This is a genomic window from Streptomyces sp. BR123, from assembly GCF_013401435.1.
Lineage (GTDB): Bacteria > Actinomycetota > Actinomycetes > Streptomycetales > Streptomycetaceae > Streptomyces.
In genome coordinates this window covers 1-17,747 of sequence record NZ_JACBGN010000149.1, presented here as the reverse complement: position 1 = coordinate 17,747, position 17,747 = coordinate 1, and the positions used below count along the sequence as shown (strand labels likewise).

Here is a 17,747-nt window from a genome sequence, read left to right as displayed (position 1 = left end):
CGGCCAGTACACCGACCAGCCGGCCCATGGCCCGCCCGTCCCACACCTCGGGCAGGTCCACCAGACCGCCCCAACGCCCGGGCAGCTCCAGCGCAGCCACCCGGCCCAGACCCCACACCTGAGCCTGGACCGCCGACACCAGCCGGTCCGAACGACCCACGGACACCGCACCCCGGGTCAGGCACCACAACGGCGCCCCCACCCCGGCATCACCCAACGCCTGCACCAGCACAGCAGCCGGGACCACACCCGCAGCCTCGTCCAGCGCCAGCAGCGAGACGACACCCGCAGCAGCCACAGCACCGGCCTCCGACAGCAACCCGGCCAGCGCAGCCCGGCCCGTACCCGCCGCAACCACGACCCGGCGCACCTCGGCACCACGCCCCGCCAGCGCACCCACCACGGAGCCGACCAGGGCATCGTCGGCGCAGGCCTCGGGGGCGACGACGATCCACGTCCCCGAGAGCCGGACACCGCCGGTGGTGACATCGGACAGCGGCTTCCACGACACGCGGTAGCGCCAGCCGTCCACCTCGGACTGGGTCCGGATCCGGCGGCGCCACGCCGACAGGGCGGGGACCACCTCGCTCAGCGGCTGTTCGCCGTCCGCGTCCAGCTCGAGCGCGGCGGCGAGCGCGGCCACGTCCTGGTGCTCGACCGCGTCCCAGAAGGCGTTGTCGGCCGGAGCTGTCCCCTGCTCGGGGGCGGGGGCCGCATCGGCGGCGGAGGTGCGCGCGTCCATCCAGTAGCGCTGCCGCTGGAAGGGGTACGTCGGCAGCTCCACGCGCTCCGCGCCCGTACCGGCGTAGCAGGCGGCCCAGTCCACGTCCGTACCGCGGACGAACATGCGGGCGACGGCGTCGAGGAGGGTGGCTGTCTCGGGGCGGCCGGCGCGCAGGGCGGCGGCGAAGGCGGGGAGCGGACTCGCGGTCGTCGTGTCCTGCGGGTCGGTGGCGGCGTCGAGGCAGTCCTGTGCCATGGCCGTGAGGACGGGGTCGGGGCCGAGTTCCAGGAAGGAGTCGGCGCCGCGCGCGTGGAGGGTGCGTACGCCGTCGAGGAAGCGGACGGCGTCGCGGACGTGCCGGACCCAGTGCTCGGGGTCGGTCAGGTCGGCGGCGGCGGTGCCGGTGAGGAGGGAGACGACGGGAAGGGTGGGAGTGCGGTAGTCCAGGACCTGGGCCAGTCGGCGGAAGTCGTCCAGCATCCCGTCCATGTGCGGCGAGTGGAAGGCGTGGCTGACGGTGAGCCGCTTGGTCTTGCGGCCCTGCGCCTCGAAGGCTGCGGCGACGGCGAGCGCCGCGTCCTCGTCGCCGGCGACGACGACCGACTGCGGGCCGTTGACGGCGGCGATGCTCACCCGGTCGCCCGCGCCGACGCCGACCAGCGGCAGGACCTCGTCCTCCGATGCCTGCACCGCGATCATGGCCCCGCCGGTGGGCAGGGCCTGCATGAGGCGGCCGCGGGCGGCGACGAGCGCACACGCGTCTTCGAGGGAGAGGACCCCGGCCACGTGGGCGGCGGCGATCTCGCCGACGGAGTGGCCGGCGACGAAGGCCGGCTTCAGGCCCCAGGACTCGACGAGCCGGTACAGGGCCACCTCGACCGCGAACAGCGCGGGCTGGGTGTAGGCCGTCCGGTGGAGGAGGGCGGCCTCGGGGGTGTCCTCCTCGGCGAAGAGGACGTCGAGCAGCGGGTGTTCGAGCTGCTCGTCGAGGTACCAGCAGGCGTCGTCGAGGGCGTCGGCGAACACGGAGTAGGTGTCGTAGAGTTCGCGGCCCATGCCCAGGCGCTGGCTGCCCTGGCCGGTGAACAGGACGGCGGTACGTCCCGCGGCGGGTTCGCCGTGGACGGCGGCGGGGGTGTCGGTGCCGTCGGCGAGGGCGTTCAGCGCCTGCCGGAGGGCGGTGGGATCGTCGCCGAGGACGACGGCGCGGTGTTCGAAGCGGCTGCGGGTCGTGGCGAGGGAGTGGCCGATGTCGTACGGGGTCGCGTCCGGGCGGGTGTCGATCCAGTCGCCGAGGCGTCGGGCGGCGGCGCGCAGGGCTTCGGGGGTCTTGGCGGACAGGGCCCAGGGCAGCGGTGCCGTGCTGTGGCCGGGAGCCGCCGCAGGTGCCTGCCCGGTCAGCCGGTCCGCGGTGTCTTCGTGCGCAGGCTCCTCGGCCGGCGGCTCCTCGATGATGGCGTGGACGTTGGTGCCGCTCATGCCGAACGAGGAGATGCCCGCCCGGCGCGGGGCGTCGGCCGCCGGCCAGTCGGCGGCGTCGGTCAGGAGGGAGACGGCGCCGGCTTCCCAGTCGACGTGCGGGGTCGGTGCGTCGACGTGGAGGGTCCGCGGGAGGACTCCGTGCCGCATGGCCATGACCATCTTGATGATGCCGGCGACGCCGGCCGCGGCCTGGGTGTGCCCGATGTTCGACTTGAGGGAGCCCAGTCGGAGCGGCCGCTCCGCCGGGCGGTCCTGGCCGTACGTGGCGAGCAGGGCCTGCGCCTCGATCGGGTCGCCCAGCCGGGTGCCCGTGCCGTGTGCCTCGACGGCGTCCACGTCGGCGGCCGCCAGGCCCGCGTTGGCCAGGGCCTGGCGGATGACGCGCTGCTGGGCGGGGCCGCTGGGCGCGGTGAGGCCGTTGCTGGCGCCGTCCTGGTTGAGGGCGGTGCCGCGGACGAGGGCCAGGACGCGGTGGCCGTTGGCGCGGGCGTCGGAGAGGCGCTCCACGAGGAGCATGCCGACGCCTTCGCCCCAGGCGGTGCCGTCGGCGGCGGCCGCGAAGGGCTTGCAGCGGCCGTCGGCGGCGAGGCCGCGCTGGCGGCTGAAGGAGAGGAACGAGCCGGGGCTGGCCATGACGGCGGCGCCGCCGGCGAGTGCCAGGGAGCATTCGCCGTTGCGCAGCGCCTGGACGGCGAGGTGCAGGGCGGCGAGCGAGGAGGAGCAGGCGGTGTCGACGGTGACGGTGGGGCCTTCGAAGCCGAAGGTGTAGGCGATGCGGCCGGAGGCGACGCTCGCGGCGTTGCCGGTGACGAGGTAGCCCTCGAAGCCGTCGGCGGCGTCCTCGAGCCGGGGACCGTATTCCTGGGTTTCGGCACCGACGAACACGCCGACCTGGCCGCCGCGGAGTCCGGCGGGGTCGAGGCCGGCCCGGTCGAATGCCTCCCAGGAGGTTTCCAGCAGGATGCGCTGCTGCGGGTCCATCGCCAGGGCCTCGCGCGGGGAAATCCCGAAGAATGCCGCGTCGAATTGGTCGGCGTCGTGGAGGAATCCGCCCTCACGGGTGTAGGTGGTGCCGGACCGGTCGGGGTCGGGGTCGTACAACGAGTCGAGGTTCCAGCCGCGGCCGGTGGGGAATTCCGATATGGCGTCGGTGCCGGAGGCGACGAGGTCCCAGAGTTCCTCGGGGGAATGCACGTCGCCGGGGAATCGGCAGCCCATTCCGACGATGGCGATCGGTTCGTCGCTGTTGACGGCGCGGGTGACGGGTGCCTCGGCGGGGGAGGTCCGGCCCAGGAGGAGGGCGTGGACGCGGTCGGCGAGGTGGGCGGGGGTGGGGTGGTCGAAGGCGAGGGTGACGGGGAGGCGCAGACCGGTTCCGGCGACGAGCCGGGCGTGCAGGTCGACGGCGGCGAGCGAGTCGAAGCCGAGGTCGAGGAACGAGCGGCCGGGGTCGAGCGTGGTCGGGGCGGCGTCCCGCAGGGTGGCGGTGACCAGGGAGGACACCCAGTCGAGCAGCTCCCTGCGCTGTTCGCCCTCGGTCAGGCCGGCCAGGCGCTCGCGCCACTGTGCCCGTGCCGTCTCCGGGCTGTCGGCGCTGCCGGTTCCCTGCGGGCCGTCCTCGGCCCCTGCCTGGGCGGCCCCTGCTGCGGCCTGGGGTCCGGGCGGAGTCCCGTCGGCCTCGGAGGAGCCGCCGATCTCGGGTGCGAAATCCTGGGACTCGTTCGACATCGCGCGCTCCACCACTCCGTACAGAGAACTCCAATACTGGGGAGACCCTGACACGGGAGAGGGGCGGCAGAAACCCCTAACAATCCCCCTACGGACCCCTAGCCGGAGAACGGCGTATTACGCCTTGACTCTGCGGGCGAGACTGGCTCATGATGCCGCCTCAGTAAGGGCGATTGCAAGGATTCGGATGGTTCTTGCCACCGGAATGACCGGACATCGACCCGGCCTTCCGCAGCATCCCGCTGCCGGGTGGAATACCCGGCTCCATCCGTTCACCCACCCGAGAGGAATTGGTTCTCATGCGCGTTCTGTTCGTCACCTATCCAGCCATCGGCCATCTGTTCCCGACGATTCCGCTGGCCTGGGCGCTCCGTTCGGCCGGTCACGACGTACTGGTCGCCAGCTCGGGTGACGCACTGGAGGCGGCGAACGCCGGTCTGCACGTGGCCGACGTGTCCCCCGGTTTCCACCTGGAGGAGTTCCTCCAGACGGAGTGCGGGGAGCTGATAGCCCGGCTGCGGCAGCCGGGTGAGATCGACCCGATGGACGGGCTGAGAATGTTCGCCCGGCTCAACGACGCCCTTGCCGACGGCATCGTGCGGACCGCGGACGCGTTCCGGCCCGACCTGATCGTGTACGAGCAGATCTTCGTGGCCGGTCTGATCGCGGCGGCCCGTCTCGGGGTGCCGGCGGTGCAGCACAACTTCGGTTGTGTGCGGGCGACTCCGCTGCGCCAGCTGACCGTGGCGTTGATGTCGGAGACGATGGCGCGGCACGGGGTGGCGAGCGTCCCGGACCGGGTGCCGACGATCGACATCGCTCCGCCCACCATGGTGGAGCCTGAGGTGGACGGCTGGCTGATGCGGCCGGTCCCGTACAACAGCGGGGCGGTGCTTCCGGATTGGCTGCTGCACGAGCGGGCCGGTCGGCCGCGCATCGGTGTGACGCTGGGTACGGCGACGGTGCACGTGAACGGTCTGGGCCCGGTGCAGCGGCTGGTGGCCGCCGCCCCGCAGGTGGACGCGGAGTTCGTGCTCGCACTGGGCGAGGTGGAGACGGCCGAGCTCGGCGAACTGCCGGAGAACGTGCGGGTCGTGGGCTGGGTGCCGCTGGCGAAGCTGCTGGAGACCTGTGATGCGGCCGTGCACCACGGGGGTGCCGGGACGACGCTGGCCGCCCTCAACGCCGGCGTGCCGCAGCTGGTGCTGCCCGACGGCGCGGACCGGGGGATCAACGCCCGGTGCGTGGAGGACCGGGGCCTGGGCCTGAGCCGTTCGGCGGAGGACCTGGACGCGGAGCTGCTGACGCGCCTGATCACGGACGAGAAGATGGCCGTGGTGGCGCGGGAGGTGCGGGCCGAGATCGAGGCGATGCCGACGCCGGTGTCGCTCGTGGCGCGGCTGGAGGAGCTGGCCGGCCGCTGAGCGGCGGGCTGCCGGAGCCGAAACGGCGCGGGCCGGCGGGGGACTCCCCCGCCGGCCCGCGCCGTGCCTGCCACGGAGGGCGGCTGCTACATGCGGACCTCGGGCCGGTAGGCGTCGAGCCAGATCGCGGTGTCCAGGGCCCGTTCCAGGCCGTTGCGGGCGGCCGCGGTGAGGGTTTCGGGCGCGGCCTTCACGGACTCGGCGAGCCAGTCCCGGCTGACGATCTGGAAGACGGGCCCGTCCTCGCCGACGAGCTGCTTGGCGTGCTGCTGGAGGGCTTCGGCGTAACGCCAGTCCTGGACGACCGGGTAGGGGCTCTTGACCCGCTCGATCACGGACTGCGGCAGCAGGCTCCGGGTGGCGCCGCGCAGCAGGCTCTTCTCCCGGCCGTCGTACGTCTTCATCGTCCAGGGCGTGTTGTAGACGTACTCCACGAGGCGGTGGTCGCAGAAGGGCACGCGGACCTCCAGGCCGACGGCCATGCTCATGCGGTCCTTGCGGTCCAGCATCATCCGCAGGAAGCGGGTGAGGTGCAGGTACGACGCCACGCGCATGCGGTGCTCGTGGGCGCTCTCGGAGTCGATGCGGCCCACCTCGGCGACGGCGGTCGCGTAGTGGTCGGCGAGGGCTTCCAGCGGGTTGAGGGCGATCAGCGTGTCGAGGTTGTACATCTCGGCGGGCTGCGTGTTGGGGGTGGCGCCGATCATGCCGGCGGTGATCCAGGGGAAGGTGTCCCCTTCCTGGACGGCGGGGTTGTGCAGCCATCCGTAGCCGCCGAAGACCTCGTCGGCGGCCTCGCCGGACAGGGCGACGGTGGACCGCTCGCGGATGGCCCGGAAGAGCAGGTACAGGGAGACGTCCATGTCGCCGAGGCCGGCGGGGCTGTCACGGGCGATGACGACCCGGCGGCGTACCTCGGGGTCGGCGAGGGAGGTCGGGTCGAGCACGATGTCGGTGTGTGCGGAGCCGGCGTGGCGGGCCATGGCGGTGGCGAAGTCGGCGTCGCGGCTGCCGTGCACGCCGGTCGGCACGAAGGTGGCGGACTCGCCGGTGAAGTCGACGGCGAAGGTGTGCAGGGGCAGCCCTTCGGCGGCCCGGTGTGCGGCGGCGAGGCCGGTGATGGCGCTGGAGTCGAGGCCGCCGGACAGCAGGACGCAGGTGGGCACGTCGGCGACGAGCTGCCGGGCGACGGTGTCGTCGAGGAGCTCGCGGACCCGCTCGACCGTGGTGTCGAGGTCGTCGGTGTGCTCCCGGCTCTCCAGCCGCCAGTAGGTGTGGCTGCGGATTCCGCCGCGGTCGACGGTGACGACGGTGCCGGGTACCACCTCGGCGACGTCGTCCCAGATGGTCTCGCCGGGCGGCCGGTTGAAGGCGATGAACTCGCGCAGGCCGCGGGCGCTGACCACGGGCTTGGCCAGCGGGTTGGCGAAGATCGCCTTGGGCTCGGAGGCGAAGAGCACGCCGTCCGCGGTGCGGTGGTAGAAGAGCGGCTTGACGCCCATCCGGTCGCGGACCATGACCAGCTTCTGCGTCCGGCCGTCCCATACGGCGAAGGCGTACATGCCGTTGAGGCGGGACGCCATCGCCTCGCCCCACTCCAGGTAGGCGTGGAGGACGACCTCGGTGTCGCTGGAGGTCCGGAAGCGGTGGCCGCGGCCGCGCAACTCGTCGCGGAGTTCCCGGAAGTTGTACACCTCGCCGCTGTAGGTGAGGGCGACGCGGCCGTCGGGGGTGGCGGCCTCCATCGGCTGGACGCCGCCCTCCAGGTCGATGATGGCGAGCCGGCGGTGGCCGAGGGCTGCGGGGCCGTCGATCCAACTGCCTCCGGCGTCGGGCCCCCGTCCCGTCAGCGTCCGGACCATGTCGTCCAGGGTGGTGGTCTCCTGGGCCAGATCGCGTTCGTAGGCGATCCAGCCGGCGATGCCGCACATGCGATGCTCCTCGGTCTTCGCGGCGCTTCCCGATGGCTCGATGCATGCGGCTCCCTCGCCCCGTGCGTGGGGCCGCGGTGTTCGGACACCTGCGGGGCCTCGACGCCCGACGGGCGCGCCTGTCCTGCCCGACCGTAGGTTCCGGCGGGGTCCGCCCACATCCCCTATCGGCCCCTCAAGGCCGGGGGTGGGGGCGCGCAGGAGGCGGTGGCGACGGCGGACACGGAGGTGGCGCAGGACGCACCGAGCGCGCGGCGGGAGGGAGAGGCGGAGGGGCGGTGAGGGGACCGCCCCTCCGTCTCGTGAGGGTGCGCCGGTTGGTCTGGGGGGACGTACGTGGCGTTCCGGCCGCGGCTCAGGCGATGCCGGGCAGGCTCAGGTCCCAGAGCCGGGCAGGCAGGTCACGGCGCCGTTTGACCTGGAGCTTGCGGTAGATCCGGGTCAGGTGCTGCTCGACGGTGGAGACGGTGACGTACAGCTTGCCGGCGATCTCGCGGTTGGTGTGGCCGCGCGCCGCGAGGAGCGCGACCCGCGCCTCCGCCTCGGACAGCACCTCGGCCTCGCGGAGCGGGTCCGCCGCCTCCCGGCCCGCGGTGACGGGCTCGCCGTCGCCCTGCCCGGGCGTGAACTCCTGGCACAGCGGCTGTGCCCCGCAGGACTTCGCGACGTGCCAGGCCTTGCGGACGAGCATCCGGGCCCGGTTGAAGTCGCCGGCCGCGCGGTAGCCGCTGCCCAGCTCGCCCAGGGCCCGGGCCAGCTGGATGCGGTCCTCGCCCTGTTCCAGGGTGTCCACCGCCTCGGTGAGCCTCTTGAGCCGGTACGTGAGGTCGCCGCTGGTGCGGGCGAGGGCGAACAGCAGGGCTCCGCGGGTCCGGGTGCCGGCGGCGCCCGCCTCTCGCTGCTTCTGCTGCTCGGCGTACTCCCGGGCGCGCGGCACGTTGCCGAGGGCCAGCCAGGCCTCGGCGGCATCCAGCCGCCAGGGCACCAGTTCGACAGCGTCCATGCCCCAGCTCTGCATGAGTTCGCCGCAGGTGAGGAAGTCGCGCAGGGCTGCGTGGTAGCGGCCGGTCGCGAGGTGGGCGCGGCCCCGGGCGCGGAGGTAGTGCAGTCCGATCTGGGTTTCCGGCATCGTCTCGGGCACCGGCTGTTCGAGCAGGTTCATGGCCTCCTCGATGTTGCCCATCTGGGTCTCGGCCTCGATGAGGACGGCCAGGGGCAGGGCGATGCCCACACCCCAGCACTGCACGGATATCAGGGACATGGCCTGGCGGGCCTGGGCGGCCGCGCCCGGGAGGTCGCCCTGCCGGAGGACTGCCTCGGCGCGGACCGCGCCGAGGGCCGCTTGCCAGGTCGGGGCGTTGCGGGCGGAGCATTCGCCGAGGAGGCGGTCGGTCCAGGTGAGGGCGAGGTCGAGGCGGCCGGCGTAGACCAGGGCCAGCACGGCGAGGACGAGGGGGATGAGGGTGCGGTCACTGAGGTGGTAGCGCTGGAGCACCCGGGTGGCCTCGGCGACGGCCGCTTCGCCGTGGCCGCCGCGCAGGGCGGTCCGCAGCGCCTCGACGGCCGGGAGGTGGGCGTCGTCGGGCATCTCGTACGGGGCGGGGGTGCGGGCCGGCCCCGTGCGCGGGGCTCCGGGCCTGGTGGCGTTCTGCAGGCCGGTGGCGGGGAACGCGTCGAGGACCGGGGGGCTGACCACGGAGAGCCAGCTCTGGGCGGCGGCGAGGGTCTCTGGATCGTACGTGAGGGGCTGTCCGGCGTCCCGTGCCTCCTCGGCGGCGGCCTGGAGGCGGCGTACCTCCTCGCCGGCCTGCCGGGCCTCGCCCATCCAGGCGAGGCAGCTCACGGCGTGGAGGAGGTCGCGGTCGGTGAGCCGGCCCGCGCAGAACTCGCGGGACAGCTGCCGCAGATGGCCTTCGGCGGCGACGGGGCTGCTGCGCCAGACGATGCTCACCAGGCGCGACTTCAGGGCGGTGCGCCGGGGGCCTTCGGGGCAGGAGTCGACGGCGAGTTCCCCGCAGCGCAGGGCGAGTTCGGGGTCGTCCTCGACGAGGGCGTACTCGGCGGCCTCCTGGAGGACGGGGATGGCCCAGTCGTCCGCCGGTTTGCGGGTGGCGAGGAGGTGGCGGGCCACGTCGAGGGCGGGTGCGCCGTCCTGGTGCAGGAGCCGTGCGGCGCGCCGGTGGAGGGCGGAGAGTTCGCCGGGCGGGGTCGCCGCGAGGACGGCTGCGCGGGTCGCGGCCGTGCGGAAGGCGCCGCCGTCGAGGATCCCGCAGCGGTCCAGGTCCTGTACGGCCAGTTCGACGGTCTTGATGTGGATGTCGGTGATGCGGCTGAGCAGGGCGGGCGAGTGGGCTGTGCCGAGGACGGCGATGCCGCGGGCGACGGCCGGGATCTCGGCGTCGCCGCGGTGGAGGCAGTCCAGCACGGCGCGCTCGAAGTTCTCGGCGGGGGCCAGCGGCTGGAAGGGCTCGCTCTCGCCGAGGGCCGCCAGGCCGTCTTCCAGCAGGGCGTTGACGAGGGCCGGGTTGCCGCCGGTCGCCTCGTGGCAGTCGGCGGACAGCCGCTGGGCGGCGGCGGTGGCGAAGTGGCCGGCGAGGATGCGGGTGGTGCCGGCGGTGCTGAGCAGGGGCAGCCGGACGCTGGTGCAGTTGGGCTGGCGCCGCAGTTCGGCGTGGAAGGCCAGCTGGGCGGGCAGCAGGCGTACGGCCTCGGTCAGGACGATCAGTACGCCCGCCTGCCTGACCCGCCGTGCCAGGCACAGCAGGAAGGCGCGGGAGAGTTCGTCGCCGTGGTGGACGTCGTCGACGGCGATGACGACGGTGCGGTCCCGGGCGATCCTCAGGAGCAGGGCGCAGACGTGCGGCAGGACGCGCATTCCGGCCTCGACGCCGCCGGTGGTGTCGTCGGCGTCGCCGATCGGGGCGGCCACGGCGTCGAGCAGGGCGGTGGCCTCGGCGTGGACGGCGGGGTCCAGCGGTGCGGCGCTGTCGAGGATGCGGCGCAGGATGCCGAAGGGGACGTGCCGCTCGGGCCGGGAGCCGGCGGCTTCCAGGACCAGCGTGCCTTCGGCGATGGCCTGTTCGGTGAAGTGTTCCAGCAGGGCCGTCTTCCCGGCGGCGGTGGGACCGCTGATCACAGCGACGCGTCCGCGGCCCCGCCGGGCGCTGCCGAGCAGGTCGTTCAGCGTCTCCCACTGCTTGTCGCGCTCGACCAGCCTTGCCACCTGCACGTCCCTTTCCCCCGGACTGTGTGTACCTGTCCTGCACTGCACTGCGTCGCGCCTCCTCGTGGCCCGCCGGGTCGGCGGGGCGGGTACGAGGCGGGTGCTGCCGTGGCTCCTGTCTTCCGGTGCGGAGGACCGTCCGTCCCGGCCGTGGAACCCGCCTCGTCCGTTCGCCCGGGGCGGCCGTCGGTCATGCGGCCGGCCCGGGTTGCGGCTCATCCCTTCCGGGTGGCCGCCGCGAGTCCCTCTGAAATGATCTCCAGGATCCGTTCCTGTTGGCCGGCGAGGAAGAAGTGGCCGCCGGGGAGACGGTGGATGTCGAATCCGCCGAGGGTGTGGCCTTCCCAGGCGTCCGCTTCCTCGCGGCTGGTCCGGGGGTCGGACTCGCCGGTCAGTACGGTGATCGGGGCCTTCACGGTGTCGGCGGCGGCGGCGCGGTAGTTCTCGATGGCGGTGTAGTCGCTCCGAATGGCGGGGAGCACCATGCGGAGGATCTCCTCGTTGCCGAGAATCGCGGCGTCGGTTCCGCTGAGTTCCCGCATTTCGGCCACGATGCCGTCGTCATCGCGCAGGTGAACGGTTTCGTGGCGGAAACTCGACGGCGAGCGCCGGCCCGAGGCGAAGATGCGCACGGGGGTGATGCCGTGGTCGCGCTCCAGGCGGCGGGTGACCTCGAAGGCGAGGACCGCTCCCATGCTGTGGCCGAACAGGGCCGTCGGCCGGTCCAGCCAGGGCAGAAGGGCGCTGGTCAGGGCGTCGGCGTAGGCGCCGATGTCGGTGAACCCGGGCTCGTGCCGGCGGTCCTGCCGTCCGGGGTACTGCACGGACAGGACGTCCACCGCGGGGGAGAGCGCCCGGGAGACGGGGAAGTAGAAAGAGGCAGATCCGCCGGCGTGCGGCAGGCAGACCAGGCGGATCGGACTGTGGTCCGCGGCGTGATAGCGGCGGATCCAGCCGTCGGCATTCTGCATGTCGGTCAAGGGGATGAAACTCCGTTTTTCCGGTCCGGATGCAGCACGCACGTTCGATCACGCGATCCGAGCATTTCCGCTGCTTCCGCACACGCGTTCCGTTGATCCATGTCTAGCAGAGCGGCAATGCCGCCAGTACCCCTAGATCAGACCCCTACAGCGGCCGGAAATGCACCTTCCCCGCCCGTCGTACGGAACATTTTCCGGCCGGATGTCCGAGGTCATACCGGCAGCTCCGCGCCGCAAGAGCGCGTTTCGGCCACCCGGCCGGTATCAGCGCTTCCCTTTGCGCGGTGGCGCCGGTGCCGCCGGTGCCGCCGGCGCGGGCGGCGCCGCGGGGAACGCGGGGAGGGCCGGCTCGAACAGCCAGGCCGCGAGCAGTTCGTCCACCGGGTGGGCCGCATGCCGGGCGACGTGGCCGGTGAACGCGGCGGTGGTGACCACGCCGTGGCGGTGCACGGCCGCCCAGTCGCGCAGCATGGGGAAGAACGCGGCGTCGCCCAGGGTGCAGCGGACCGCGTGGACGGCGAGTCCGCCGCGCTCGTACAGCCGGTCGTCGAACATCAGCTTCCGGCCCGGGTCGGCCAGCCGCAGGTCCTGCGGCTTCGAGGCCAGCAGCCGGTGTGCCGCGGCCGCCAGCGTGTGGGCGGAGCGTCCGCCGGAGTGCTCGGACCAGAGCCATTCGGCGTACTTCGCGAGGCCCTCGTTGAGCCAGATGTGCCGCCAGTCGGCGATGGTCACGCTGTTGCCGAACCACTGGTGCGCGAGCTCGTGGGCGACGAGGCGCTCCGAACCCCGTACGCCGTCCACGTGGTTGGTGCCGAACAGGGAGAGGCCCTGGGCTTCCACCGGGACGTCCAGTTCCTCGTCGGCGATGACGACCGTGTACTCACCGAACGGGTACGGGCCGAACAGGTCCTCGAACAGCCGCATCATGGCCGGCTGCCGGGCGAAGTCCCGGGAGAACCGCGACAGCAGGTGCGGCGGCACGTGCGCGGTCTGCGGGACTCCCCCGAGGCCGGGGTCGCCGAGCAGCACCATCTGGTACGTGCCGATGGCCAGGCCGACCAGGTAGCTGGAGGTGGGCGCGGGCTGCTCGTACACCCAGGTGGTGGTGCTGGCCTTGGTGGTGCGGGTCAGGAGCCGGCCGCCGGCCACCACCGTGTACGCGGACGGCGTGTTGACCGAGATCTGGTACGCGGCCTTGTCGGCGGGCCGGTCGTTGCACGGGTACCAGGAGGGCGCGCCGACCGGCTGGCTGGCCACCAGCGCGCCGTCGGTCAGCTCCTCCCAGCCGATGCCGCCCCAGGGGCTGCGCACCGGCCTCGGGTTGCCCGACCAGTGCACCTCCACGGTGAACGCGGCCCCGGCGTGCAGCGGCTTGGCCGGCCGGATCCGCAGCCTGCCGCCGCGGTGGGTGTAGTGCGGGACCCGGCCGTCGACGAGGACGCGGCCGAGCCGGAACCCGGCCAGGTTGAGGTGGAACTCGGTGAGCGGCGCCCGCCCGGCGATCGCGCCGATCCGGGCCGTTCCGGCGAGCCGGTTGGGGCCGGGACGGTACTCCACGGCGAGTTCGTACCGGTGCACGCGGTAGCGGGGGTCGCCGTTGTCCGGGAAGTAGGGGTCGGATCCCGCTGTCTGCTGGCCGTTCACTGACGCTTCCGCTCCCTGCCGCCCGGTGCCCGCGGCGGCCGGTCACGGCCGCCACGCCTCGATCGGATTGCCCAGCCAGCGGGAGTCGGCGGGGACGGACTCCCCGGCCATCACGAGGGAGGCCGGGCCGAGAGTGCTGCGCGCCCCCAGCGTGCTCCCCGGCAGGACGATTCCGCCCGGGCCCACGGTGGCGCCCTCACGGAGGATCACAGTATCCGTCCGCAGGATCCGGTCGTGGAAGAGGTGCGTCTGCAGGACGCAGCCGCGGTTCACGCTGACGGCGTCACCCAGCACGACCAGGTCCGTCTCGGGAAGCCAGTGGCTCTCGCACCACACGCCCCGGCCGATGCGGGCCCCGAGGCCGCGCAGCCACAGCACGAGCAGCGGTGTGCCGGAGAGCGATCCGGCCAGCCACGGCACGGCCAGGACCTCGACGAAGGTGTCCGCCAGCTCGCCCCGCCACACCAATCCGCTCCACAACGGGTGCTCCCCCGGCCGGTGGCGTCCCACCAGCAGCCACTTCGCGGCGACGGCGACGGCGCACGCGGCCCCGCCCGCGGCGAGCAGGACCACCCCGGAGAGCAGCGCCGCACCCCCGATGCCCGGGCCGTCGGCCGTGGCCGCCGCGCTGAGCGCCGCCGCGGCGAGGACGGCCAGCGCCGCCGAGCAGAACACCGGGAGGAGCCGGCACAGCTCCACCGCGCCGCGGGCCCACAGCAGCCGCGCGGGCGGCTCGTACGTCCGGGCCAGGTCGGCGTCGGCGGCGGACCGCGGCAGCCGGACGGGCGGCAGGCCCAGGTAGGAGCTGCCCTTCTTGGCCTTCTTCGGGGTGGCGGACAGGACACCGACCAGCCCGTCGTCCGGCACGGTGCGGCCCGGGGCGGTCATCCCGGAGTTGCCGAGGAAGGCCCGGCGGCCGATCTCGGAGCGGCCGATCCGCACCCATCCGCCGCCCAGCTCGCACGGCGCGGTCAGGGTGTCGTCGGCGAGGAACGCGCCGTCCCCCACGGTGGTGAGGCTCGGCAGGGCGAGCACGGTGGACACCTCCGCCCCGCGGCCGACCTTCATGCCGAGCAGCCGCAGCCACACCGGTGTGATCAGGGCGGCGTACAGCGGGAAGAGCGTCCCCCGGGAGAGGTCCATCAGCTGGGTGACGGTCCAGGCCTGCCAGGCGACCCGGCTGTGCGTCGGATGGCTTCCGGCACGCAGCCCGATGCTGAGCAGGCGTACGGAGACCAGCACGAGGAGGGCGTACGCGCATCCGAAGGCGAGAGCACCCGGCGGGGCGGCGACCAGTGCTCCGCGCAGTGCCTCGCCGAGTCCGGCGTCGGCGGGCACGAAGAGGCCGGCCACGAGCAGGGCGGGCACGGCGGCGGCCGCCGGCAGGAGCGTCAGGCCGAATCCGGTCGCCCCGTACATGGCACGCCAGTGGACCGACCGGGGCGGGCGTTCCCGGGGCCAGTTGTGTTTGGCCCGGCCCACCTTGACCGCGGGCGCCCCGGCCCAGCGCTGGCCGGTGGGGATCTGCCCGGTCACCGCGGAGCCGGGGGCCACCTCGGCCCGCTTGCCGACCCGCGCTCCGGGGAAGAGGACGCTGCGGGTGCCGACGACCGCTCCCGCGCCGACCTTGACCGGGCCGATGACCAGCCGGTCCCCGTCCAGCCAGTGCCCGCAGAGGTCGACCTCGGACTCGACGGCGCAGCCCCGGCCCAGTTTGAGCAGGCCCGTGACCGGGGGCAGGGAGTGCAGGTCGACGTCGCGGCCGACCCTGGCGCCGAGGGCGCGGGCGTAGCGTTCGAGCCAGGAGCCGGTGAGCGAGGTGGCACCGGCGTACTCGGCGAGCCGCTCGGCCGTCCACAGCCGCAGGTGCACGCTCCCGCCGCGCGGGTGGTGTCCCGGCTGCACCCCGCGCAGCAGCAGCCGGGCGCCGCCTGCGGCGATCGCCAGCCGGCCCGGGGGGCTGAAGAGCAGGGCCGCGCCGGCGCCGACGAGCCACCACGGGGCGGTCGGCGCCCACGGGTAGGCCCCGAGCCCGTGCAGGACGTTGCCCAGGGCGAGCAGCGCCACCGTCCAGCGCAGGCCGGCCAGGGTGGCCAGCGGCAGCAGCAGGAGGCACTGCGCCGCCTGGGCGCGGGCCGGAACGGGGGCGACGGGCCGGGCCGCGGCGTCGTCCTGAGCGGACCTGTCCAGCCGCCGGGCGAGTTTGCGCAGGGTGGGCTGCTGGTAGATGTCGAGGACGGCGGCGCCCGGGAAGCGGGTGCGCAGTCGGGTGGTGAGCCTGGCGGCCGCGAGGCTGCCGCCGCCGCTCGCGAAGAAATCGTCGTCTGCGCCGGTCACGGGGACGCCGAGGGTCTCGTGCCACTGTTCGGCCAGCCAGGCCTCGGTGCCGTGCAGTTGCTCGGCGGGGCCGGCGGCGCTCTCCTGTCCGGGCAGGGGCCAGGGCAGCGCGTCCCGGTCGACCTTGCCGGAGGTGCGGGTGGGCAGTTCGCCGACCGCCGCCAGCAGCGGTACGAGGGCGGCGGGCAGTGCGGCCCGCAGCCGCTCGACGGCCGCTGCCCGGTCCCAGCCGTCCTGGGTGACGAGGTAGCCGACCAGCAGCTGTGTGCCGCCGCGCGCGGTGCGGACGGCGGCGGCCGCGGCGGACACGCCGGGCAGGGCCTGCAGGGCAGCGTCCACCTCGCCCAGTTCGATGCGGCGGCCGCCGAGCTTGACCTGGTCGTCGGCGCGGCCGAGGAAGACCAGGCCCTCCGGTTCCGCGCGGACGAGGTCGCCGCTGCGGTAGGCGCGCGGCCAGCCGAGGGCGTCGAGCGGGGCGTACTTCTCCCGGTCCTTGGCCGGGTCGAGGTAGCGGGCCAGGCCCACGCCGCCGATGACGAGCTCGCCGCTGCCGCCCATCGGCACGGGCTCGCCGGACTCGTCGACGACGGCCAGTTCCCAGCCGTTCAGCGGGAGGCCGATCCGGACCGGTTCCCCGCCGGTCAGCAGCGAGGCGCAGGCGACGACGGTCGCCTCGGTGGGTCCGTACGTGTTCCAGACCTCACGGCCCTCCGTGACCAGGCGCCGGCCCAGCTCGGGCGGGCAGGCCTCGCCGCCGAAGACCAGCAGCCGGACCTCGTTGAGCGTGTCGGGCTCCCAGAGCCCGGCGAGGGTCGGCACGGTGGAGACGACGGTGATCTCCTGTTCCGCCAGCCAGGGGCCGAGGTCGGCGCCGCTGCGCACCCGGGAGCGGGGTACCGGTACGAGGCAGGCGCCGTGGCGCCAGGCCAGCCACATCTCCTCGCAGGAGGCGTCGAAGGCGACGGACAGCCCGGCCATGACCCGGTCACCGGGTCCGATCGGCTCGTCGGCGAGGAACAGTGCGGCCTCTGCGTCCACGAACGCGGCCGCGCTGCGGTGGGTGACGGCGACGCCCTTGGGCTTGCCGGTGGATCCCGAGGTGAAGATGATCCACGCGTCGTGCTCCGGCCCGGGCCGCCCGGCGGGAGCCGCCCCGTCCCGTACGGGGCCGACGGCCTCACCGGCGTCGATGCGCCGGTCGGCGCCGAGCACGGCCCGGACCCCGGCCTCGGCGAAGACCAGCGCGGCACGCTCGTCGGGGTCCTCGGCGTCCACCGGCACGTAGGCGGCTCCGGCGGCGAGCACCGCGAGGATCGCCGCGTACAGCTCGTTGGTGCCGGACGGCACCCGTACGCCGACCCGGTCGCCGAGGCCGATCCCGGCGGCCGCGAGGGCGCGCCGCCGACCCTCGACCTCGGCGGCCAGCGCCCGGTAGGTGAGCCGGGCGGTGCCGTCGTCCAGGGCGAGCTCGTCGGGATACGCCCGTACGGAGGCGTCGAAGACGTCGACGAGGGTGCGCGGCGGGGCCGCGGGCCCGGCGCGGAACCGGGCGGACTTCGCCGGCTCCGCAGGCCCCGGCTCCGGGGGCGGCGTGCCGTCGTCGATCAGAGTGAGTTCACCGTGCTCGGGTGTGGCTGCCATCGGCCCTCACGTCTCGCACCCGGACACGTCCGGGTTGTCGGTGTATCCCGGTTCGCCCCGGGTTGCTCCGGTACAGCGCCAAACAGCCCGTCAGTTTAGAGCAGCTGCGGGAAGGAAAGGGTGCTTCGCCGCACATCGGGGCCACACAGGCACACCTTGTCGCCACTTGTCGCCACCGCGCGGCTCGCCGGCGTACGACGACGCTCGGGTCATCACCCGGCGTCCGTGCAGACGGCGCCCATCCCGCCGGACCGCACCGACGGTTCGACGAGGCGTACCGCGGACGGCCGGAAATGCCCCTCGACCCGGCGGCCCGGCAGGCGTGCCCGGCCGGGGGGGCCGCCGACGACCGGGGCCGCGAGCGCTTCGACGCGACGCTGCGCCGCGCCCTGGAATCGTAGCCCGGGAGGAGGAGTTCGACCGCCTGGGCGCAGGCGTGCGCCATCGCCGCCGCCCCGCTCCTGAACAGCCCTTCAGGATGCGCCGACAAGGAGCTCTTCCAGGCGTGTTCTCACCGCTCTGCGGTCTGCCGTACGCGACCATACGGACAAAATACCCAAACAGGAAGAAGGATGGACGTGCCCGGCAGCGAGAGCGAGAACCCGGCAATCCCCTCCCCGGCCCCCACGCGCC

General features: G+C 73.8%; 7 protein-coding genes. 1 reads left to right on the top strand and 6 read right to left on the bottom strand.

The annotated features are described in order from the left end of the window. On the bottom strand, positions 1-3,934 hold a 3,934-nt coding region (locus HYE82_RS21895; protein WP_256987522.1), incomplete at its 3' end, for a type I polyketide synthase. Between the two features lie 299 nt (positions 3,935-4,233). Here HYE82_RS21895 and HYE82_RS21890 point away from each other — a divergent pair. Then, on the top strand, positions 4,234-5,358 hold the full coding sequence (locus HYE82_RS21890) for a nucleotide disphospho-sugar-binding domain-containing protein (RefSeq protein WP_179175829.1): 1,125 nt from the start codon (positions 4,234-4,236) through the stop codon (positions 5,356-5,358). A gap of 86 nt (positions 5,359-5,444) precedes the next feature. On the opposite strand, the gene asnB is transcribed toward HYE82_RS21890, so the two are convergent. The 5 genes from asnB to HYE82_RS21865 all read right to left on the bottom strand — a co-directional run bounded on the left by asnB (position 5,445) and on the right by HYE82_RS21865 (position 17,114). Then, entirely contained in the window at positions 5,445-7,289 is a 1,845-nt protein-coding gene (gene asnB / locus HYE82_RS21885; RefSeq protein WP_179175828.1) for an asparagine synthase (glutamine-hydrolyzing), read from the bottom strand. A gap of 355 nt (positions 7,290-7,644) precedes the next feature. Then, complete coding sequence (locus tag HYE82_RS21880; protein ID WP_309144403.1) at positions 7,645-10,518, bottom strand: AAA family ATPase; 2,874 nt, start codon at positions 10,516-10,518, stop codon at positions 7,645-7,647. A gap of 209 nt (positions 10,519-10,727) precedes the next feature. Beyond that, a complete protein-coding gene (locus HYE82_RS21875) occupies positions 10,728-11,483 on the bottom strand; it encodes a thioesterase II family protein (protein WP_179175830.1) in 756 nt (251 codons plus the stop codon). 273 nt (positions 11,484-11,756) lie between these two features. Further along, positions 11,757-13,136: a M1 family metallopeptidase gene (locus HYE82_RS21870; protein ID WP_179175827.1), complete on the bottom strand. Its 1,380-nt coding sequence runs from the start codon at positions 13,134-13,136 to the stop codon at positions 11,757-11,759. A gap of 42 nt (positions 13,137-13,178) precedes the next feature. Then, positions 13,179-17,114: a Pls/PosA family non-ribosomal peptide synthetase gene (locus HYE82_RS21865; protein ID WP_179175826.1), complete on the bottom strand. Its 3,936-nt coding sequence runs from the start codon at positions 17,112-17,114 to the stop codon at positions 13,179-13,181. Positions 17,115-17,747: the final 633 nt, after the last annotated feature.